This window comes from Cellulomonas sp. P22 (genome assembly GCF_044392165.1).
In genome coordinates this window covers 1-14,605 of the sequence record NZ_JBISBW010000016.1, presented here as the reverse complement: position 1 = coordinate 14,605, position 14,605 = coordinate 1, and the positions used below count along the sequence as shown (strand labels likewise).

Here is a 14,605-nt window from a genome sequence, read left to right as displayed (position 1 = left end):
GGGGTCAGGAGTACTGCGGCAGCCGGCGGGTGACCCGGACGCGCCAGGCGCCGGGGGTCTCGTCGAGGGGCTCGACGTCGAGCGCACCCTGCGCGTCGGTGCGCAGCTTGGTGAGCAGCGAGGTCGGGTCGCCCGAGGTGATCAGCAGGATGCTGGAGTCCACGGGGACGGAGCTGAACACCCCGAGGGCGGTCGAGGCGCGGATGCCGAGCGGCACGTTGCGCACGTCGAGGACCGTCTCGTCAGACACCTGGTCGGTGTCGACCTGCGTCGCGGGGCGCTCCCCGCACCCGCAGCCACCGTTGCGTCGGCCGCCACCGCCTCCGCCGCAGCCGCCTCCGGTACGGGCAGGCTCGCCGGGGCGCGTCAGGGGGACGATCGGCAGGGACAAGGGCTGGGGGGACATCTGCTGCTCCGGGTTGTCTTCGACCGGCCCGCGGTGCGGGCACTCCCCCCAGCATCGTCGGGTTCCCTGTGCGACAGGTGGGACCTAGGACCAGGCCCGTGCCGGTGCGCAGCCGGGGGGTCAGCGGACCGCCTGGGCGAGCGCCGCCCGCAGCTCGTCGACGTCGAGCCGATCGAGGTACGCGGGTGTGTCGCGTTCGTAGCGCCAGCCCTCGGCGAGCGGTCCGGCGTCGACCACGTCGAAGCCGAAACTGTTCACCAGTGCCGCGACCTGCGCCTTCGCGTCGGCGTCGTCGCCCGCGACGGCCAACGCGCGCCGGTCGGGGGTACCCGCGGGCATGCCCTGCTCGGCGAGGTCCGTGGACCGGATCTGGTTGAACGTCTTGACGACCCTCGAGGTGGGCAGGTGCTCCTGGAGCAGCCCGGCCGAGGTCGCCTCGTGCGCGTCGATCGCCGGGAACGCCCCGTCGCGCTGCGGGTAGTAGTTGTTCGTGTCGATCACGACCTTGCCCGCGAGGGCGTCGACCGGCACCTGCGCGTACCGACCGAACGGGATCGACACCACGACCAGGTCGCCCTCGGTCGCGGCCTCGTCGGCGGTGCCGGCCCGTGCACGGTCACCCAGCTCGTCGACCAGGCCGACCAGCGTCTCGGGTCCGCGCGAGTTGCTCACGACCACGTCGTACCCCTGGTCGACGGCGAGCCGCGCGAGCGTCCCGCCGATGTGCCCGCTGCCGATGAACCCGATGGTCGTCATCTCCGCACAACAGAGGGACGGGGCGCGCTGTTCCGGCACCCCCGTCACCCGGTCGCCGGGCCGGTGCTCAGCCCGCGAGGATGCGAGCCTTCTCGGCTGCGAACTCGGCCTCGGTCAGCACGCCCGACGCCCGCAGCTCACCGAGGGCCTGGAGCTGCGCGATGCGGTCTCCGGAGCCGCTCGGGGCCGGGGCCTCCGGCGGTGCCGGGGCGACAGGGGCGACAGGGGCGGCGGCCTGCGCCCGCTGATCGGCGGCGGCGGCCTGCCGCTCCCGCTCGCGGGCGCTCACGGCCGTGGCCGTCTTCGCGACGACCGCTGTCCGGGCGACGGTGCCGAACAAAGAACGGCGACGCACCATGGGGATCTCCTCGGGTCGGTGTGGACCGTCCGGCGGGCGCCGGCCCTCGCGGGTCGCGTCGGACCTTCCTCAGGATCATCCTCCGGACGGCCGCTCCAGACCAGCCCGGAACGCGACAAAGCGGACCGGTCCGGTGCACCCTGTGTGCATGACCGCAGACGAGAACGCAGACGAGAACGAGACCCCGGAGCCCTCGCGTCGGGCTGCCCCCGGGGTGTGGCCCACCCTCACGTACCGCGACGCCGACGCGGCACTCGGCTATCTGGTCGACGTGGTCGGCTTCGTCGTCAGCGAGGTGCACCGCGGGGACAGCGGGCGTCCGGTCGAGCACGCCGAGCTCCTGTGGCCCTACGGCGGCGGCCTCATGCTCGGCTCGGACCAGCCCGGGAACCGGTGGTCGGGCGAGATCGGGCAGCCCGGCACGTCGACCGCGTACCTCGCGGCCCCGGTCGCGACCGTCGCGGACGTCGCGGGGCGGGTCGCGGGGGCCGGGTGGACCATCAGCCAGCCGCTCGCGGACACGGGCTACGGCGCGGTGGGCTTCACGTTCCTCGACCCAGAGGGCAACGCGTGGAACCTCGGCACGTACCGGGGCGCAGGCTTCTGACCGTGCGGCTCGCGCCGGTCGCGGGGCAGGTCGCGGCGCCCGACGTGGCACGCTGGGCGCATGCCCCCTGCGACGCCGCACACCGGCCCGTCCTCCGAGCCCTCGACCCCTGACACGGACGGCCCGACCGGCCCGGCCTCGCTGCGCGACCGCTGGTGGTGGACGGGGACCTACCGCGGCGTGCTCGGTGCGGTGGTCGTCGGCTTCCAGGTGCCCCTGATCACGGCGGGCGACGCGACGGCCGCGAACTGGCTGATCGGAGCCGTGGGTGCGGCCGTGGCCGTGTGGGGAGCCGTCATCGTGGCGCAGGCGTACCGCGCGCGCCACAGCGCCCAGGACTGACCGACCTCGCCCGACGAGTCGGCCCGGGAGCCGCGTGTCTGGGCGGTCCGGTCACGCCGGGGCGTGCCGGTCGAGGAACTGGTACACCTCGGTCGAGTCGACCCCGGGGAACACCCCCGAGGGCAGCGCCGCGAGCATGCTCGCGTGCGGGCGGGCCGCCGGCCAGGACCGATCGGCCCACCGCTCGGCCAGCTCGCTCGGGGGAGTGCGGCAGCACGCCGGGTCGGGGCAGCGTGAGACCGCCCGCTCGGTCGTCTCCCGCCCACGGAACCAGCGCACGTGCGCGAACGGCACCCCGACCGACACCGAGTGCTCGCCCTCGGGCGAACCCTGCACGCGCGAGGTGCACCAGTACGTGCCCGACGACGTGTCGGTGTACTGGTAGTAGGGGCTGAACCGGTCCGGGATGCCGAACACCGCCCACGCGGTCCACTTCTTGCACACCGGCTGGCCCTCGATCGCGCCCAGCGGGTCGGACGGGAAGCGCACCCCGTCGTTCTCGTAGGCCTTGTAGAGGGTGCCGCCCTCGTGCACCTTCATGAAGTGCACGGGCACGTCGAGGTGCCGGGTCGCGAGGTTGGTGAAGCGGTGCGCGGCCGTCTCGTACGTCACCGCGAACGCGTCGCGCAGGTCCTCGACCGAGAGTCGGCGTTCGGCCTTGGCCTCGCGCAGCAGGGCCACGGCGCCGTCCTCGGGGAGCATGAGCGCGGCCGCGAGGTAGTTGGTCTCGACGCGCTGGCGCAGGAAGTCGCCGTAGTCGCGCGGCTCGGCGTGGCCCAGCACGTGGCTCGCGAGGGCCTGCAGCAGCGGTGAGCGTGGGTCGCTCGAGGACGTCAGCCCGTGCGGCAGGTAGATGCGGCCGTGGGCCAGGTCCGTGACGGACCGGGTCGAGTGCGGCAGGTCGTGCACGTGGTGCAGCGTGAATCCGAGGTGTGCGGCGATGTCGGCCGTGCCGCGCTGCGACAGCGGGCCGCCGGGGTGCTCGATCGCCCCGAGCAGGCGCCGGGCATGGTCCTCGAGGTCGGGGAAGTAGTTGTCCTGCGCGCGCATGGTGGCGCGCAGCTCGGCGTTCGCGCGGCGGGCCTCCTCGGGGGTCGCCGCCTTCTCGGTGAGCAGCCGCTGCACCTCGGCCTGGAGGCGGACCAGCGCCTCGAGCGCGTCGCTGGGCAGCGACCGGCCGACCTTGACCGTGGGCACGTGCAGCGAGGCGAACAGCGGTCCGCGCTGGGCCCGCTCGAGCTCGACCTCGAGAGCCGCGCGCCGGGTGGGCGGCTCGTCGCGCAGCAGCTCGGAGAGGGGGACGCCGAGCGCGGTGGCGACCTGCTGCAGCAGCGACAGCTTGGGCTCGCGGTGGCCGTTCTCGAGCATCGACACCTGCGAGGCGGCGCGCCCGATCGCGGCGCCCAGCTCGTCGAGCGTGAGCCCGCGCGTGGTCCGCAGGTGCCGGATGCGGCGGCCGAGCACGAGCGTGTCGAGACCGTCCACGGGTTCGCCCTGCTGCGTCGTCGCCATGGTTCACGGTCCCAGCGGGGCTCGCTTCTGTCACGCAGAAAGATCCCGATTCTTCTCCTCTTGTGGCGGGTGAAGAGGGGTTGTCCTTCCCGGACAGTGGAGGGACACCAGCACCACGACCACAACGGAGGGGCATCGTGAGCACCGAGACGACGACGACACGGACCGCACCCGGCGACCAGACCCAGACCGCCGCCGAGCTGGCCGAGCAGTGGGCCACCGACCCGCGGTGGGCCGGCATCCGCCGCGACCACACGGCGCAGGACGTCATCACCCTGCGCGGCTCGGTGCGTGAGGAGCACACGCTCGCCCGCCGGGGGGCCGAGCGGCTGTGGGACCTGCTGCACTCCCGCGAGTGGGTGCCCGCGCTCGGCGCGCTCACCGGCAACCAGGCCGTCCAGCAGGTCAAGGCCGGGCTCGAGGCCATCTACCTCTCGGGCTGGCAGGTCGCCGCCGACGCGAACCTCTCGGGCCAGACGTACCCCGACCAGAGCCTCTACCCGGTCAACTCGGTGCCCGCCGTCGTGCGCCGCATCAACAACGCGCTGCTGCGCGCCGACCAGGTCGAGTCCTCCGAGAACGGCGGCCGGCGCACCCAGGAGTGGCTCGCGCCGATCGTCGCCGACGCCGAGGCCGGGTTCGGCGGACCGCTCAACGCCTACGAGCTCATGGCCTCGATGATCGCCTCGGGCGCGGCGGGCGTGCACTGGGAGGACCAGCTCGCGGCCGAGAAGAAGTGCGGCCACCTGGGCGGCAAGGTGCTCGTCCCCACGAGCCAGCACGTGCGGACGCTGTCCGCCGCGCGCCTCGCGGCCGACGTCGCCGGGGTCCCCACGATCGTCGTGGCCCGCACCGATGCGCTCGCGGCCGACCTCGTCACCTCGGACGCCGACCCGCGCGACGCCGAGTTCCTCACGGGCGAGCGCACCGTCGAGGGCTACCACCGGGTGCGCCCCGGCCTCGACGCCGTGGTCGCCCGAGCGACGGCCTATGCCGAGTGCGCCGACCTCCTGTGGGTCGAGACCTCGACGCCCGACATCGCGCTCGCGACCGAGTTCGCCGAGCGGATCCACGAGCGGTTCCCCGGCAAGATGCTCGCCTACAACTGCTCGCCGTCCTTCAACTGGCGGGCGCACCTGGACGACGCGCAGATCGCCCGGTTCCAGAAGGAGCTCGCGGGTCTGGGCTACGTGTTCCAGTTCATCACCCTGGCCGGCTTCCACGCCCTCAACCACTCGATGTTCACGCTCGCCCGCGGCTACGCGCAGCGCGGCATGAGCGCGTACGTCGAGCTCCAGGAGGCCGAGCTCGCGTCCGAGGCCGACGGGTACACCGCCACCCGTCACCAGCGCGAGGTCGGCACCGGCTACTTCGACAAGGTGGCGACGGCGCTCAACCCCGACAGCGCGACGCTCGCGCTCGCCGGCTCGACCGAGGCCGCGCAGTTCCGCCCCCAGCACTGAGTCGCACCCCGCACCCGCACCCCGCACCGTCCGAGCACGTCCCGAGAGGAGCACGTCATGACCATCCTGGCCCCGGCCGCGAACCCGACGCTCGAGATCACCGGCCCCGCCGTCGTCGGTGGCGAGCAGGTCCTCACGCCGGGGGCCCTCGACTTCGTCGCCGCGCTGCACGCCCGGTTCGCCGGACCGCGCCACGACCTGCTGCTGGCCCGCCAGCGTCGCCGTGAGCGGTTCGCGAACGGCCTCGACCCCGACTTCCGGCCCGAGACCGCGCACGTGCGCGCCGACCCCACGTGGCGCGTCGCCGGTCCCGGGCCGGGGCTCGAGGACCGTCGCGTCGAGATCACCGGCCCCACCGACCGGAAGATGTCCGTCAACGCGCTCAACTCGGGTGCCAAGGTCTGGCTCGCGGACCTCGAGGACGCCACGGCGCCCACCTGGGAGAACGTCGTGGGCGGTCAGCAGAACCTGCGGGACGCGATCCGTGGGCGCGTCGACTTCACCGCCGAGGACGGCCGCGAGTACAGCGTCGGGCCCACCACGCCGACGATCGTCATGCGTCCGCGCGGCTGGCACCTGGCCGAACGGCACCTGCAGCTCAGGGACGGCACCGGCCAGCGCTCGTCGGCGTCAGCGAGCCTGGTCGACGCGGGGCTGTACCTGTTCCACAACGCGCAGGCCCTGATCGACGCGGGCCGCGGGCCGTACCTGTACCTGCCGAAGCTCGAGGGGTACCTCGAGGCGCGGCTGTGGAACGAGGTCTTCCTGTTCACCGAGGACCGGCTCGGCCTCCCGCGCGGCACGATCCGGGCCACCGTGCTCATCGAGACGATCACGGCGGCGTTCGAGATGGAGGAGATCCTCTACGAGCTGCGCGAGCACTGCGCGGGCCTCAACGCGGGCCGCTGGGACTACATCTTCAGCATCATCAAGAACTTCCGTTCGCGCGGCACCCGGTTCGTGCTGCCCGACCGTGCGTCGGTCACGATGACGGTGCCGTTCATGCGGGCGTACACCGAGCTGCTCGTCGCGACGTGCCACCGGCGCGGGGCGCACGCCATCGGCGGCATGTCCGCGTTCATCCCCAACCGGCGCGACCCCGAGGTCACCGAACGGGCGCTCGCGCAGGTCCGGGCCGACAAGCAGCGCGAGGCGGGCCAGGGGTACGACGGCACGTGGGTGGCCCACCCCGACCTGGTGCCCGTCGCGCGCGCGGTCTTCGACGCGGCGCTGGGGGAGCGCACCGACCAGCGGCACCGGCTGCGCGAGGACGTGCGCGTCACGGCCGCCGAGCTGCTCGACATCGCCTCTGCCGGAGGTGGCGAGCCGGGCGCGGTGACCGACGCGGGGGTGCGCGGCAACGTCTCGGTGGGCCTGCGCTACCTCGAGGCGTGGCTGCGCGGGTCGGGGGCCGTCGCGATCGACAACCTCATGGAGGACGCCGCCACGGCCGAGATCTCGCGCTCGCAGATCTGGCAGTGGGTGCAGCACGGGATCGTCACGGCCGAGGGCACGCCCCTGACCCGGGCCCACGTCGAGGGTGTCCTGTCCGAGGTGCTCGGCAGCCTCCCGCGCACCGCGGGCGACCGGTACGACGACGCCGTCGACCTGTTCCGCCAGGTCGCGCTCGAGGACACGTACCCCACGTTCCTCACCGTCCCGGCGTACACGCAGTTCCTCGTCGACCGCGCCTGACGAGGTCGCGCGTGGGGTGGCCCGGCCCGGGATGCCGAGGCGGGGCCACCCCGCCAGGATGGCCCCATGCTGGATGCCACCCCGCCCGACGTGCGCCCGGTCCTGGTCACCGGCGGCACCGGCACCCTCGGCCGGTCCGTGGTCCGCACGCTGCTCGACGCGGGACGCACCCCGCGGGTGCTCAGCCGCCACGCCCGGACCCCGCACGTCCCCCAGCCCGTCGAGTGGGTGACGGGCGACCTGACCAGCGGGGACGGGCTCGCTGAGGCGCTCGACGGCGCCCCGACCGTGGTCCACTGCGCCACCTCGCCCCGGCACCGCCACGACGACATCGACGCCGCCGCGCGCCTGCTGCTCGCCGCGCGGGCCGCGGGCACGGAGCACATCGTCTACATCTCGATCGTCGGCGTGGACCGGGTGCCGTTCCCGTACTACGAGACGAAGCTGGCCGTCGAGCACCTGGTCGAGGCGGGCGGTGTGCCGTGGACGATCCAGCGCGCGACGCAGTTCCACGAGCTCGTGGCGACCTTCCTCGGGGCGATCACCCTGGGCCCGCTCACGCTGGTGCCGTCCGGGTTGCACGACCAGCCCGTCGACGTGCGGGAGGTCGCCGCCCGGCTCGTCGCGCTCGTCGAGGCCGGGCCCTCGGGTCGCGCGCCCGACCTGGGTGGGCCTCAGGTTCTCGGCCTGGCCGAGCTCGCCCTGCAGTACCAGGCCGCCCGGGGCCGGCGCGGCGTCGTGCGGTCGTTCGGCCTGCCCCCCGGGGCCACGACGACGGCGTTCCGCGCGGGCGCCCATCTGACGCCCGAGCACGCGGACGGCCGCGTGACGTTCGCCGAGCACCTCGCCCGGCGGCCGCCCCGCTGACCTCTCTCCTCGGCGGCAGCGGGCATCGGGCGAGAAAAACCCCTTGGCTCCCCGCCGAGCCGGACGTACGGTCGAAGCACATGGGAGAGGAGGTGGTCCAGGACATGAAGAACCTGGGGACGCATGAGGTGACTGCCCGCTAGTCGCCCGATCACTCGGACGGACTGTCCGGTCCGCCTGCTGACCTGCCGGATCCCCGGCCCGGCGGCGAGCGAATCTCCGGCAGTCACCGCAGCCCGTGGGAGCCGCGAAGTCGTCCCTCGCGGCAGGGCCCCGTCAGGGGTTCCGCCCACGGGCTGTTCCCTGCCCGGGGCACGGCATCCGGTGACGTCGGACACCCGGAGCCCGCACGGGGTCCCCGCAGCGCCCGCCGCGCGCGAGGATGGGTGCATGACGCAGCTCAAGACCCCCGCCGAGATCACCGCGATGCGCCCCGCCGGGGCGTTCGTCGCCCGCGTGCTGACATCGCTGCGCGACGCGGCGACGGCGGGTGTGAGCCTGCGGGACCTCGACGCGCACGCGCACCGCCTGATCGACGAGGCGGGGGCGCACTCGGTCTACCTGGGCTACCACCCGTCGTTCGGCGCGATCCCGTACCCCGGGGTGCTGTGCACGTCGGTCAACGACGCGGCGCTGCACGGGCTGCCCTCGGACTACGTGCTGGCCGACGGGGACGTGCTGAGCATCGACTTCGCGGCCCAGGTGCAGGGCTGGGTCGCCGACTCGGCGATCACCTTCCAGATCGGCACCCCTGACCCGGCGGCCACGCGACTCATCGAGACGACCGAGCAGGCGCTCGCGGCCGGCATCGCCGCGGCCCGGCCGGGCAACCGGATGGGTGACATCTCGGCGGCGATCGGCGAGGTGGGGCGCCGTGCGGGCTACGGCATCAACGCCGACTTCGGGGGCCACGGCGTGGGGCGCACCATGCACGAGGACCCGCACGTGCCGAACCTGGGTCGTGCGGGCAGCGGGATGCGGCTCAAGCCGGGCCTCGTGATCGCGATCGAGCCGTGGTTCATGGCGGGTGGCGACGAGTACCTGATCGACGCCGACGGCTGGACCATCCGGACCGCCGACGGGTCGCTCGCGGCGCACGCCGAGCACACGGTGGCCATCACCAAGGACGGCCCGGTCGTCCTGACGGCGCGCTCGTCCTGAGCTGTCAGGCGACGAGGGTGACGCTGCCCGGCCGCAGGGTCGGCGCGTCGGCCTCGATCGCCCGGTGCTCGCCCACCGCGCCGACCGTCGGTGCGTCGGGCGACCGACGCGAGCGCACCATCATCGCGAACGCGTGGGCGCCGATCACGGCCCACACGACGTTCGCCGCGACCGAGGGCCACACCTGGGAGCGGGCCGCCACGACGCTGAGCATGAGCGCGCCGGCGATGTTGAGCGCCTGGTAGCGGCGCGAGGAGGCCGACCACGTGCCGGTCGAGACGAGGCCGTAGGCGACGACGCAGGTGAAGGCGCCGGCCCAGCCCAGCAGGGTGATGAACGTGTGCACGAGCTTGCTCCAGGTACGACGGCGGGAGGTGACGGCCGTCAGTACGGGGCGGTGCTCGTTGCGGCTCGGTGCCAATTCTGACCGGCTGATCGGTTCAGCACAAGTGAACTATTGTCGAACCCGTGGTAAGCAGAACTGAACCCAACGAAGCCTGTCCGATGTGTCTCAGCGCCGGGCTTCTGGCCTAGGAGCGCCGCATGCCGACCGACCCCCGCCGCCTCGCCGTCCTGCTGGCCGTGCACCGTGCCGGTGGCGTGCACGCCGCCGCCGACGTGCTGCACGTGACGCCCTCGGCCGTCTCGCAGCAGATCGCCCGGCTCGAGACCGAGGAGGGCGTGCAGGTGCTCGACCGCGGACCGCGCGGCGTCACGCTGACCCCCGCCGGACGCGTCCTCGCGGAGTCCGCCGAGCGCATCGAGGCCGAGCTGGTCGAAGCCCGCAAGGCCATCGCGACGCTCGGCGGCGAGGTCTCGGGGCGCGTCACGATCGCGGCGTTCCGCACCGCGATCCGCGCGGTGGTGGGACCCGCCGCGGTCGTCATCGCCGAGCGGCACCCCGGCGTCGACCTCGTCATCGAAGAACGCGAACCTGTTGACTCGTTGCGCCGGCTGCGTGAGGGGGACGCCGACATCGTGCTGCTCGAGCGCGACGAGGACGCCGACGCGAGCGTGCCGCGCGGCGCCCGGGACGTGGTGCTGCTCGAGGAGCCCTGGCGTCTCGTGCTGCCCGCGGCCGTCGCCGCACCGACCCAGCTCGACGACCTGCGCGACGCGATGTGGGTCGGGGCCGAGCCGGGCACCGCCGCCGACCGCGCGCTGGGCCGGGTCGCCGCGACGCTCGGCGGCCACGTGCGCACCCGCCACCAGTACTACGACTTCGACGTCGCCCTCTCGCTCGTCGCCGCGGGTCAGGGCGTCGCGATGCTGCCCGCTCTCGCACTCCAGGGGGAGGTGCCCCACGGTGTGAGCGTCGTGACGGTGCCCGGTCTCGGATCACGGCGGCTCGTCGCGCGGCACCGGGCGACCCGGCGTGAGCCCGGTCCGGCGACCGTCGCGGTGCTCGACCTCCTCCTCGGCGTGGCCGGGGCGCTCGAGCTCGGCTGACCCGCGGCGCGACCTACGAGCCGGCGCCCGGGGTCGTCGACAGCACCGGACCACCCCGTGCCCGGCGCCGCGCGACGGCCGCCGCGACACCGGCGACCACGGCCGCACCGACGAACGTGCCGATCAGGACGAGGAGCGCGCCGACGGGCCACAGCCCGTCGTTCAGGTCGGCCGGGTCGGTCGCCGCGTCGTACGACCAGCACAGCGTCAGCACCACCGTCATCGTGAGCGTCGCGACCCAGGTCCGGCGGTGCCATCCGGCCACGGCGGCGGTCCCGGCCAGCACGAGCACGAGCACGACGACCTGCCACGCCTCGTACGGCCCGGTCGCCGATCCGTCCGGGGTGACGGTCTTCACCTGGTCCCAGCCGAGGAGCGCGAGATACGCGACGGCCGTGACGGCTCCCGTGAGCAGCGCGGTCCGGCCGCGGCTCGCACGGGCGGCCGGGGCGGGCGGACGTGCGGCGGTGCCTGGCATGAGGTCCCCTCCGGGCGGGTGCAGGGAAGACATCGTGCCAGGTCGTGGGCCTCAGGGGGTGTAGAGCGAGGGGCCCGGCCCCGTTCGTTCGGCGGACGTCGAGTACGAGTGCCGCTCGAGCAGCGACCCGTCGGAGTCGCGCACCTCGTGCGTGCCCTGCAGCTCGATGGCGGTCGCCCGACCGGCGGCGATGGCTGCGGCGAGGCTCGTGTACGCGGATCCCTGCTGGAGCCCGTCGACCATGTTGCGCCACGTCGGAGCCTCGTAGACGGTGCGTACCTGGATCACGTGTCGGCCCCCTCGCGCGCGCGGACGGAACGCTTTGCCCCGTTTTGATCCATCCTCGCCCAGGAGCGTGCGGGGCGCTACCGGGGCAGGTCGCGCAGCCGCGCCCACGCGTCGGGGTTGTCGCTCAGCCACTCGGCGAAGGTCTGTGCCGCGTGCCCCGTCAAACGCTTGACCGCCGACGACACCACCTCGAGGTCGCCGCTCGCGATCGCGGTGTACGACGTCACCCACCCGTCGACCTCGAACTCGGGGGCGCCGAAGCCCTCGCGCGACGCGTACGCCTCCTCGATCGTCTCGGGCACGTAGACGATCGACCTGCCGCTCACGCGCGACAGCTGCGCCGCTGCCTCGGCCATCGAGATGGCCTCTGGGCCGGTCAGGTCGTACGCCGGCAGGGCGTCGATCTCGGGGATCTCGTCGAGCAGCACCGCCGTCGCGGCGTCGGCCACGTCGTCGTGCGCCACGCTCGCCACCCGCCCGTCGCCCGCCGGTCCACGGATCACGCCGTCGTCGCCCACCAGCCGCGGGAACATCAGGTGGTAGAAGCTGTCGCGCACGAAGGTGCTGCGCACACCGGTGGCGAGGATGTGCTGCTCGGTGTCCCAGTGGTCGCGCCCGAACGTGAACGTCGCATCGGGCGCGGCGCCCAGGAACGAGACGTACACGATCCGGCTCACCCCCACCTCGACCGCGGCGTCGACGGCCGCGACGTGCTGCGCGACCCGGTCGGGCGCCTCCCGCCCCGAGACGAGGAACAGCGTGTCGACGCCCGTCAGCGCGGCGCGCATGCCCGCGGCGTCGTCGTACCCCTCGACCCGGGCGACCTGCGCGCCCGGCAGGTCGGGTGCGCGCGCCGGGTCCCGGACCAGCAGCCGCTGCTCCGCGCCCTCCGCCGCCAACCGCTCCGCGACGCGCCCGCCCAGCAGACCCGTCGCGCCTGTGACCCCGAAGACGGTCGTCATGCGTCGAAACTACGCGCGCAGCACTGCCCCGGCGAGCGCTCGTCGCCGGGGCGCGACGCAGCGCGGGCTCGAACGCCCGGCGTCGGCGATGATGAGGTGTGAGCACCCCGTTCCGGATCATGACGGTCTGCACCGGCAACATCTGCCGGTCGCCGATGGCGGAGGTCGTGCTCCGCCAGCGCTTCGAGGACGCCGGGCTCGGCGACAAGGTGGTCGTCGACTCGACAGGCATCAGCGACGAGGAGCACGGCAACCCGATCGACCGGCGCGCACAGGCCGTGCTCCGCGCGCACGGCTACGACGTCCCGACCCACCACGCCCGTCCCGTCCGAGTGCCCGACCTGGGCGAACGCGACCTCGTGCTCGCGATGACCTCGGTGCACGAACGGTCGCTGCGGCGCCTGGCCGGGGCCAGCGAGGTCGCCCGCCGGATCCGCCGGTACCGCGAGTTCGACCCGACCGTCCCGCCCACCGCACCCGACCACGAGCTCGACGTGGCCGACCCCTGGTACGGCGACATGCAGGACTTCGAGGAGTGCCTCGCGATGATCGAGGCCGCCGCCGACACGATCGTCTCGCACGTGCGCGACGAGGTGGGCGAACGGGCCGGGAGCGTCGGACGCCCCGACTGACCCGGCGCCCACCCACCGGGGTGAGCCGCCGAGCGGCAGGATGAGGCCATGAAGGTCTCGCGCCGGTCCCAGGTCCCCGCGTTCGCCGTGATGGAGATCATCGCGGCAGCGAACGCCCGACGAGCCGCCGGGCGACCCGTGCTCAACCTGTGCGCGGGCGAACCCTCCACCGGCGCCTCCGACGTCGTGCGCGACCGCGCCGCGCGGATGCTCGCCGAGGGCGACCTCGGCTACACCGAGTCGATGGGCGCCCCGCCGCTGCGCGCCGCGATCGCCGCGCACTACGGCCGCTGGTACGACCTCGACATCGAGGCCCGGCAGGTCGCCGTCACCACCGGGTCGTCGGGCGGCTTCGTCGTCGCGTTCCTCGCAGCGTTCGACGTCGGCGACCGCGTGGCCCTCGCCCGCCCCGGGTACCCCGCCTACAAGAACATCCTCACGGCGCTCGGTTGCGAGGTCGTCGAGCTGCCCTGCGGCCCCGAGACCCGCTACCAGCCGACCGTCGCCCAGCTCGAGGCGCTCGACACCCCCGTCGCCGGGCTGGTCGTCGCCAGCCCCGCGAACCCCACCGGGACCATGATCGAGGCCGCCGCCCTCGCCGAGCTCGTCGCGTGGTGCTCCGCGCACGGCGTGCGGCTGATCAGCGACGAGATCTACCACGGCATCACCTACGACGACGCGCGCGTCGCCACCGCCGCCCGGTACCTCGACCAGGGGGCCGTCGTCGTCAACTCGTTCTCCAAGTACTGGGCCATGACCGGCTGGCGCCTCGGCTGGCTCGTGCTGCCCGACGACCTGCTCGCCCCCGTCGACGCCCTCGCCTCGAACGTCTCCCTGTGCCCGCCCGCCCTGGCCCAGCACGCCGGGATCGCCGCGTTCAGCCCCGCCGGGTACGCCGCCGCGCAGGCCAACGTCGACCGCTACGCCGCCGCCCGCGCGCTGCTGCTCTCGCGGCTGCCCGAGTTCGGCTGGACCCGGGTGGCCCCCGCCGACGGCGCGTTCTACCTGTACGCCGACATCTCCGCCTCGGGCCTCGACTCCGTCACCTGGTGCGCGCGCCTGCTCGACGAGGCCGACGTGGCGCTGACCCCGGGCACCGACTTCGACGGGGTCGACGGGCACGACTGGGTTCGGCTGTCGTTCGCGTCGTCCGTCGAGGTCGTGGCCGAGGCCGTCGACCGGATCGTCGCCTGGCAGCAGACCCTCTGACCGCTCGTGTCAGCAGCCGGGGTTCTCAGCAGCCGGGCCCGGTGGGGTTCTGGTGGCAGTTCTCGGCGACGAGGTGGGTGCGTGATTCGAGGACGGTCACGGGGGTGTGGGTCGTGGTGGTGGTTGCGGTGCCGGTGACGGGCAGCCAGGTGATGGTGCCTGCGACCTGGTACTGACCGGCCCAGGTGGTGGTCAGGGTGATGGTGAAGGTGCCCAGGTGGGGGTAGGAGTAGCCGATGACGCCGTCGGGGTAGCGGCCGGCGTCCACGCGCCCGTCGGCGGGGAACGGGGCCCCGGGGTCGGTGGTGGTCAGTGGGGTGGAGCCGTCGCCGAAGTCCCAGGTGTACTGGGTGGGGGTGGCGCGCACGGTGATCGGGAAGTCGAGCAGGGTGGTGGTCAGCTCCTGAGGCTGGTCACCGG

General features: G+C 73.8%; 18 protein-coding genes. 9 read left to right on the top strand and 9 right to left on the bottom strand.

Going from position 1 to position 14,605, the window contains the following annotated elements:
* Nucleotides 1–4: 4 nt before the first annotated feature.
* The 3 genes from ACGIF2_RS15915 to ACGIF2_RS15905 form a co-directional block, all read right to left on the bottom strand.
* Nucleotides 5–250 (bottom strand): DUF2249 domain-containing protein, encoded by a 246-nt coding sequence (locus ACGIF2_RS15915; RefSeq protein WP_396047978.1) that lies wholly within the window; start codon nt 248–250, stop codon nt 5–7.
* Nucleotides 251–526: 276 nt separating this feature from the next.
* Nucleotides 527–1,162 carry an NADPH-dependent F420 reductase gene (locus ACGIF2_RS15910; RefSeq protein ID WP_396047976.1) on the bottom strand — a complete coding sequence of 212 codons (636 nt, stop codon included), beginning with the start codon at nt 1,160–1,162 and terminating at the stop codon, nt 527–529.
* A gap of 67 nt (nt 1,163–1,229) precedes the next feature.
* Entirely contained in the window at nt 1,230–1,520 is a 291-nt protein-coding gene (locus ACGIF2_RS15905) for an SHOCT domain-containing protein (RefSeq protein ID WP_396047974.1), read from the bottom strand.
* Between the two features lie 148 nt (nt 1,521–1,668).
* Between ACGIF2_RS15905 and ACGIF2_RS15900 the strand changes: the two genes are divergently transcribed.
* Both ACGIF2_RS15900 and ACGIF2_RS15895 read left to right on the top strand, forming a co-directional pair.
* On the top strand, nt 1,669–2,127 hold the full coding sequence (locus tag ACGIF2_RS15900) for a VOC family protein (RefSeq protein ID WP_396047972.1): 459 nt from the start codon (nt 1,669–1,671) through the stop codon (nt 2,125–2,127).
* 60 nt (nt 2,128–2,187) lie between these two features.
* Nucleotides 2,188–2,469 (top strand): hypothetical protein, encoded by a 282-nt coding sequence (locus tag ACGIF2_RS15895; protein WP_396047970.1) that lies wholly within the window; start codon nt 2,188–2,190, stop codon nt 2,467–2,469.
* A gap of 51 nt (nt 2,470–2,520) precedes the next feature.
* Here ACGIF2_RS15895 and ACGIF2_RS15890 read toward each other — a convergent pair whose 3' ends face one another.
* Nucleotides 2,521–3,981: a helix-turn-helix domain-containing protein gene (locus ACGIF2_RS15890; protein ID WP_396047968.1), complete on the bottom strand. Its 1,461-nt coding sequence runs from the start codon at nt 3,979–3,981 to the stop codon at nt 2,521–2,523.
* Between the two features lie 137 nt (nt 3,982–4,118).
* Here ACGIF2_RS15890 and aceA point away from each other — a divergent pair, with 137 nt between their 5' ends.
* From aceA to map, 4 genes are all read left to right on the top strand, one after another.
* The gene (gene aceA, locus ACGIF2_RS15885; RefSeq protein WP_396047966.1) at nt 4,119–5,444 is read left to right on the top strand and encodes an isocitrate lyase; all 1,326 of its coding nucleotides are present in this window, start codon (nt 4,119–4,121) and stop codon (nt 5,442–5,444) included.
* A gap of 57 nt (nt 5,445–5,501) precedes the next feature.
* Nucleotides 5,502–7,139 carry a malate synthase A gene (aceB, locus tag ACGIF2_RS15880; protein WP_396047964.1) on the top strand — a complete coding sequence of 546 codons (1,638 nt, stop codon included), beginning with the start codon at nt 5,502–5,504 and terminating at the stop codon, nt 7,137–7,139.
* 66 nt (nt 7,140–7,205) lie between these two features.
* Complete coding sequence (locus tag ACGIF2_RS15875) at nt 7,206–8,006, top strand: SDR family oxidoreductase (protein WP_396047962.1); 801 nt, start codon at nt 7,206–7,208, stop codon at nt 8,004–8,006.
* A 390-nt stretch (nt 8,007–8,396) separates the two neighbouring features.
* The gene (map, locus tag ACGIF2_RS15870; RefSeq protein ID WP_396047960.1) at nt 8,397–9,167 is read left to right on the top strand and encodes a type I methionyl aminopeptidase; all 771 of its coding nucleotides are present in this window, start codon (nt 8,397–8,399) and stop codon (nt 9,165–9,167) included.
* A gap of 4 nt (nt 9,168–9,171) precedes the next feature.
* Here the strand turns inward: map and ACGIF2_RS15865 are convergent, their stop codons facing one another.
* Entirely contained in the window at nt 9,172–9,513 is a 342-nt protein-coding gene (locus ACGIF2_RS15865) for a hypothetical protein (RefSeq protein ID WP_396047958.1), read from the bottom strand.
* Between the two features lie 197 nt (nt 9,514–9,710).
* Here ACGIF2_RS15865 and ACGIF2_RS15860 point away from each other — a divergent pair, with 197 nt between their 5' ends.
* Complete coding sequence (locus ACGIF2_RS15860; protein WP_396047956.1) at nt 9,711–10,616, top strand: LysR family transcriptional regulator; 906 nt, start codon at nt 9,711–9,713, stop codon at nt 10,614–10,616.
* A gap of 13 nt (nt 10,617–10,629) precedes the next feature.
* On the opposite strand, the gene ACGIF2_RS15855 is transcribed toward ACGIF2_RS15860, so the two are convergent.
* The 3 genes from ACGIF2_RS15855 to ACGIF2_RS15845 form a co-directional block, all read right to left on the bottom strand.
* Entirely contained in the window at nt 10,630–11,094 is a 465-nt protein-coding gene (locus ACGIF2_RS15855; protein WP_396047954.1) for a hypothetical protein, read from the bottom strand.
* A 51-nt stretch (nt 11,095–11,145) separates the two neighbouring features.
* Nucleotides 11,146–11,382 carry a hypothetical protein gene (locus ACGIF2_RS15850; RefSeq protein ID WP_396047952.1) on the bottom strand — a complete coding sequence of 79 codons (237 nt, stop codon included), beginning with the start codon at nt 11,380–11,382 and terminating at the stop codon, nt 11,146–11,148.
* Nucleotides 11,383–11,459: 77 nt separating this feature from the next.
* Entirely contained in the window at nt 11,460–12,344 is an 885-nt protein-coding gene (locus ACGIF2_RS15845; protein ID WP_396047950.1) for an SDR family oxidoreductase, read from the bottom strand.
* A gap of 119 nt (nt 12,345–12,463) precedes the next feature.
* Here ACGIF2_RS15845 and ACGIF2_RS15840 point away from each other — a divergent pair, with 119 nt between their 5' ends.
* Both ACGIF2_RS15840 and ACGIF2_RS15835 read left to right on the top strand, forming a co-directional pair.
* Nucleotides 12,464–12,976 (top strand): low molecular weight protein-tyrosine-phosphatase, encoded by a 513-nt coding sequence (locus ACGIF2_RS15840; RefSeq protein WP_396048063.1) that lies wholly within the window; start codon nt 12,464–12,466, stop codon nt 12,974–12,976.
* 48 nt (nt 12,977–13,024) lie between these two features.
* The gene (locus ACGIF2_RS15835; RefSeq protein ID WP_396047948.1) at nt 13,025–14,185 is read left to right on the top strand and encodes a pyridoxal phosphate-dependent aminotransferase; all 1,161 of its coding nucleotides are present in this window, start codon (nt 13,025–13,027) and stop codon (nt 14,183–14,185) included.
* Nucleotides 14,186–14,210: 25 nt separating this feature from the next.
* On the opposite strand, the gene ACGIF2_RS15830 is transcribed toward ACGIF2_RS15835, so the two are convergent.
* Nucleotides 14,211–14,605 (bottom strand): PKD domain-containing protein (locus ACGIF2_RS15830; RefSeq protein WP_396047946.1); only part of this gene is annotated, 395 nt, incomplete at its 5' end.

Bases quoted from the DNA above. Each gene is read 5' to 3' on its own strand.
- ACGIF2_RS15910 (WP_396047976.1), bottom strand. From the start codon at position 1,162: ATGACGACCATCGGGTTCATCGGCAGCGGGCACATCGGCGGGACGCTC.
- ACGIF2_RS15905 (WP_396047974.1), bottom strand. From the start codon at position 1,520: ATGGTGCGTCGCCGTTCTTTGTTCGGCACCGTCGCCCGGACAGCGGTC.
- ACGIF2_RS15900 (WP_396047972.1), top strand. From the start codon at position 1,669: ATGACCGCAGACGAGAACGCAGACGAGAACGAGACCCCGGAGCCCTCG.
- ACGIF2_RS15895 (WP_396047970.1), top strand. From the start codon at position 2,188: ATGCCCCCTGCGACGCCGCACACCGGCCCGTCCTCCGAGCCCTCGACC.
- ACGIF2_RS15890 (WP_396047968.1), bottom strand. From the start codon at position 3,981: ATGGCGACGACGCAGCAGGGCGAACCCGTGGACGGTCTCGACACGCTC.
- aceB (WP_396047964.1), top strand. From the start codon at position 5,502: ATGACCATCCTGGCCCCGGCCGCGAACCCGACGCTCGAGATCACCGGC.
- ACGIF2_RS15875 (WP_396047962.1), top strand. From the start codon at position 7,206: ATGCTGGATGCCACCCCGCCCGACGTGCGCCCGGTCCTGGTCACCGGC.
- map (WP_396047960.1), top strand. From the start codon at position 8,397: ATGACGCAGCTCAAGACCCCCGCCGAGATCACCGCGATGCGCCCCGCC.
- ACGIF2_RS15860 (WP_396047956.1), top strand. From the start codon at position 9,711: ATGCCGACCGACCCCCGCCGCCTCGCCGTCCTGCTGGCCGTGCACCGT.
- ACGIF2_RS15855 (WP_396047954.1), bottom strand. From the start codon at position 11,094: ATGCCAGGCACCGCCGCACGTCCGCCCGCCCCGGCCGCCCGTGCGAGC.
- ACGIF2_RS15845 (WP_396047950.1), bottom strand. From the start codon at position 12,344: ATGACGACCGTCTTCGGGGTCACAGGCGCGACGGGTCTGCTGGGCGGG.
- ACGIF2_RS15840 (WP_396048063.1), top strand. From the start codon at position 12,464: ATGACGGTCTGCACCGGCAACATCTGCCGGTCGCCGATGGCGGAGGTC.
- ACGIF2_RS15835 (WP_396047948.1), top strand. From the start codon at position 13,025: ATGAAGGTCTCGCGCCGGTCCCAGGTCCCCGCGTTCGCCGTGATGGAG.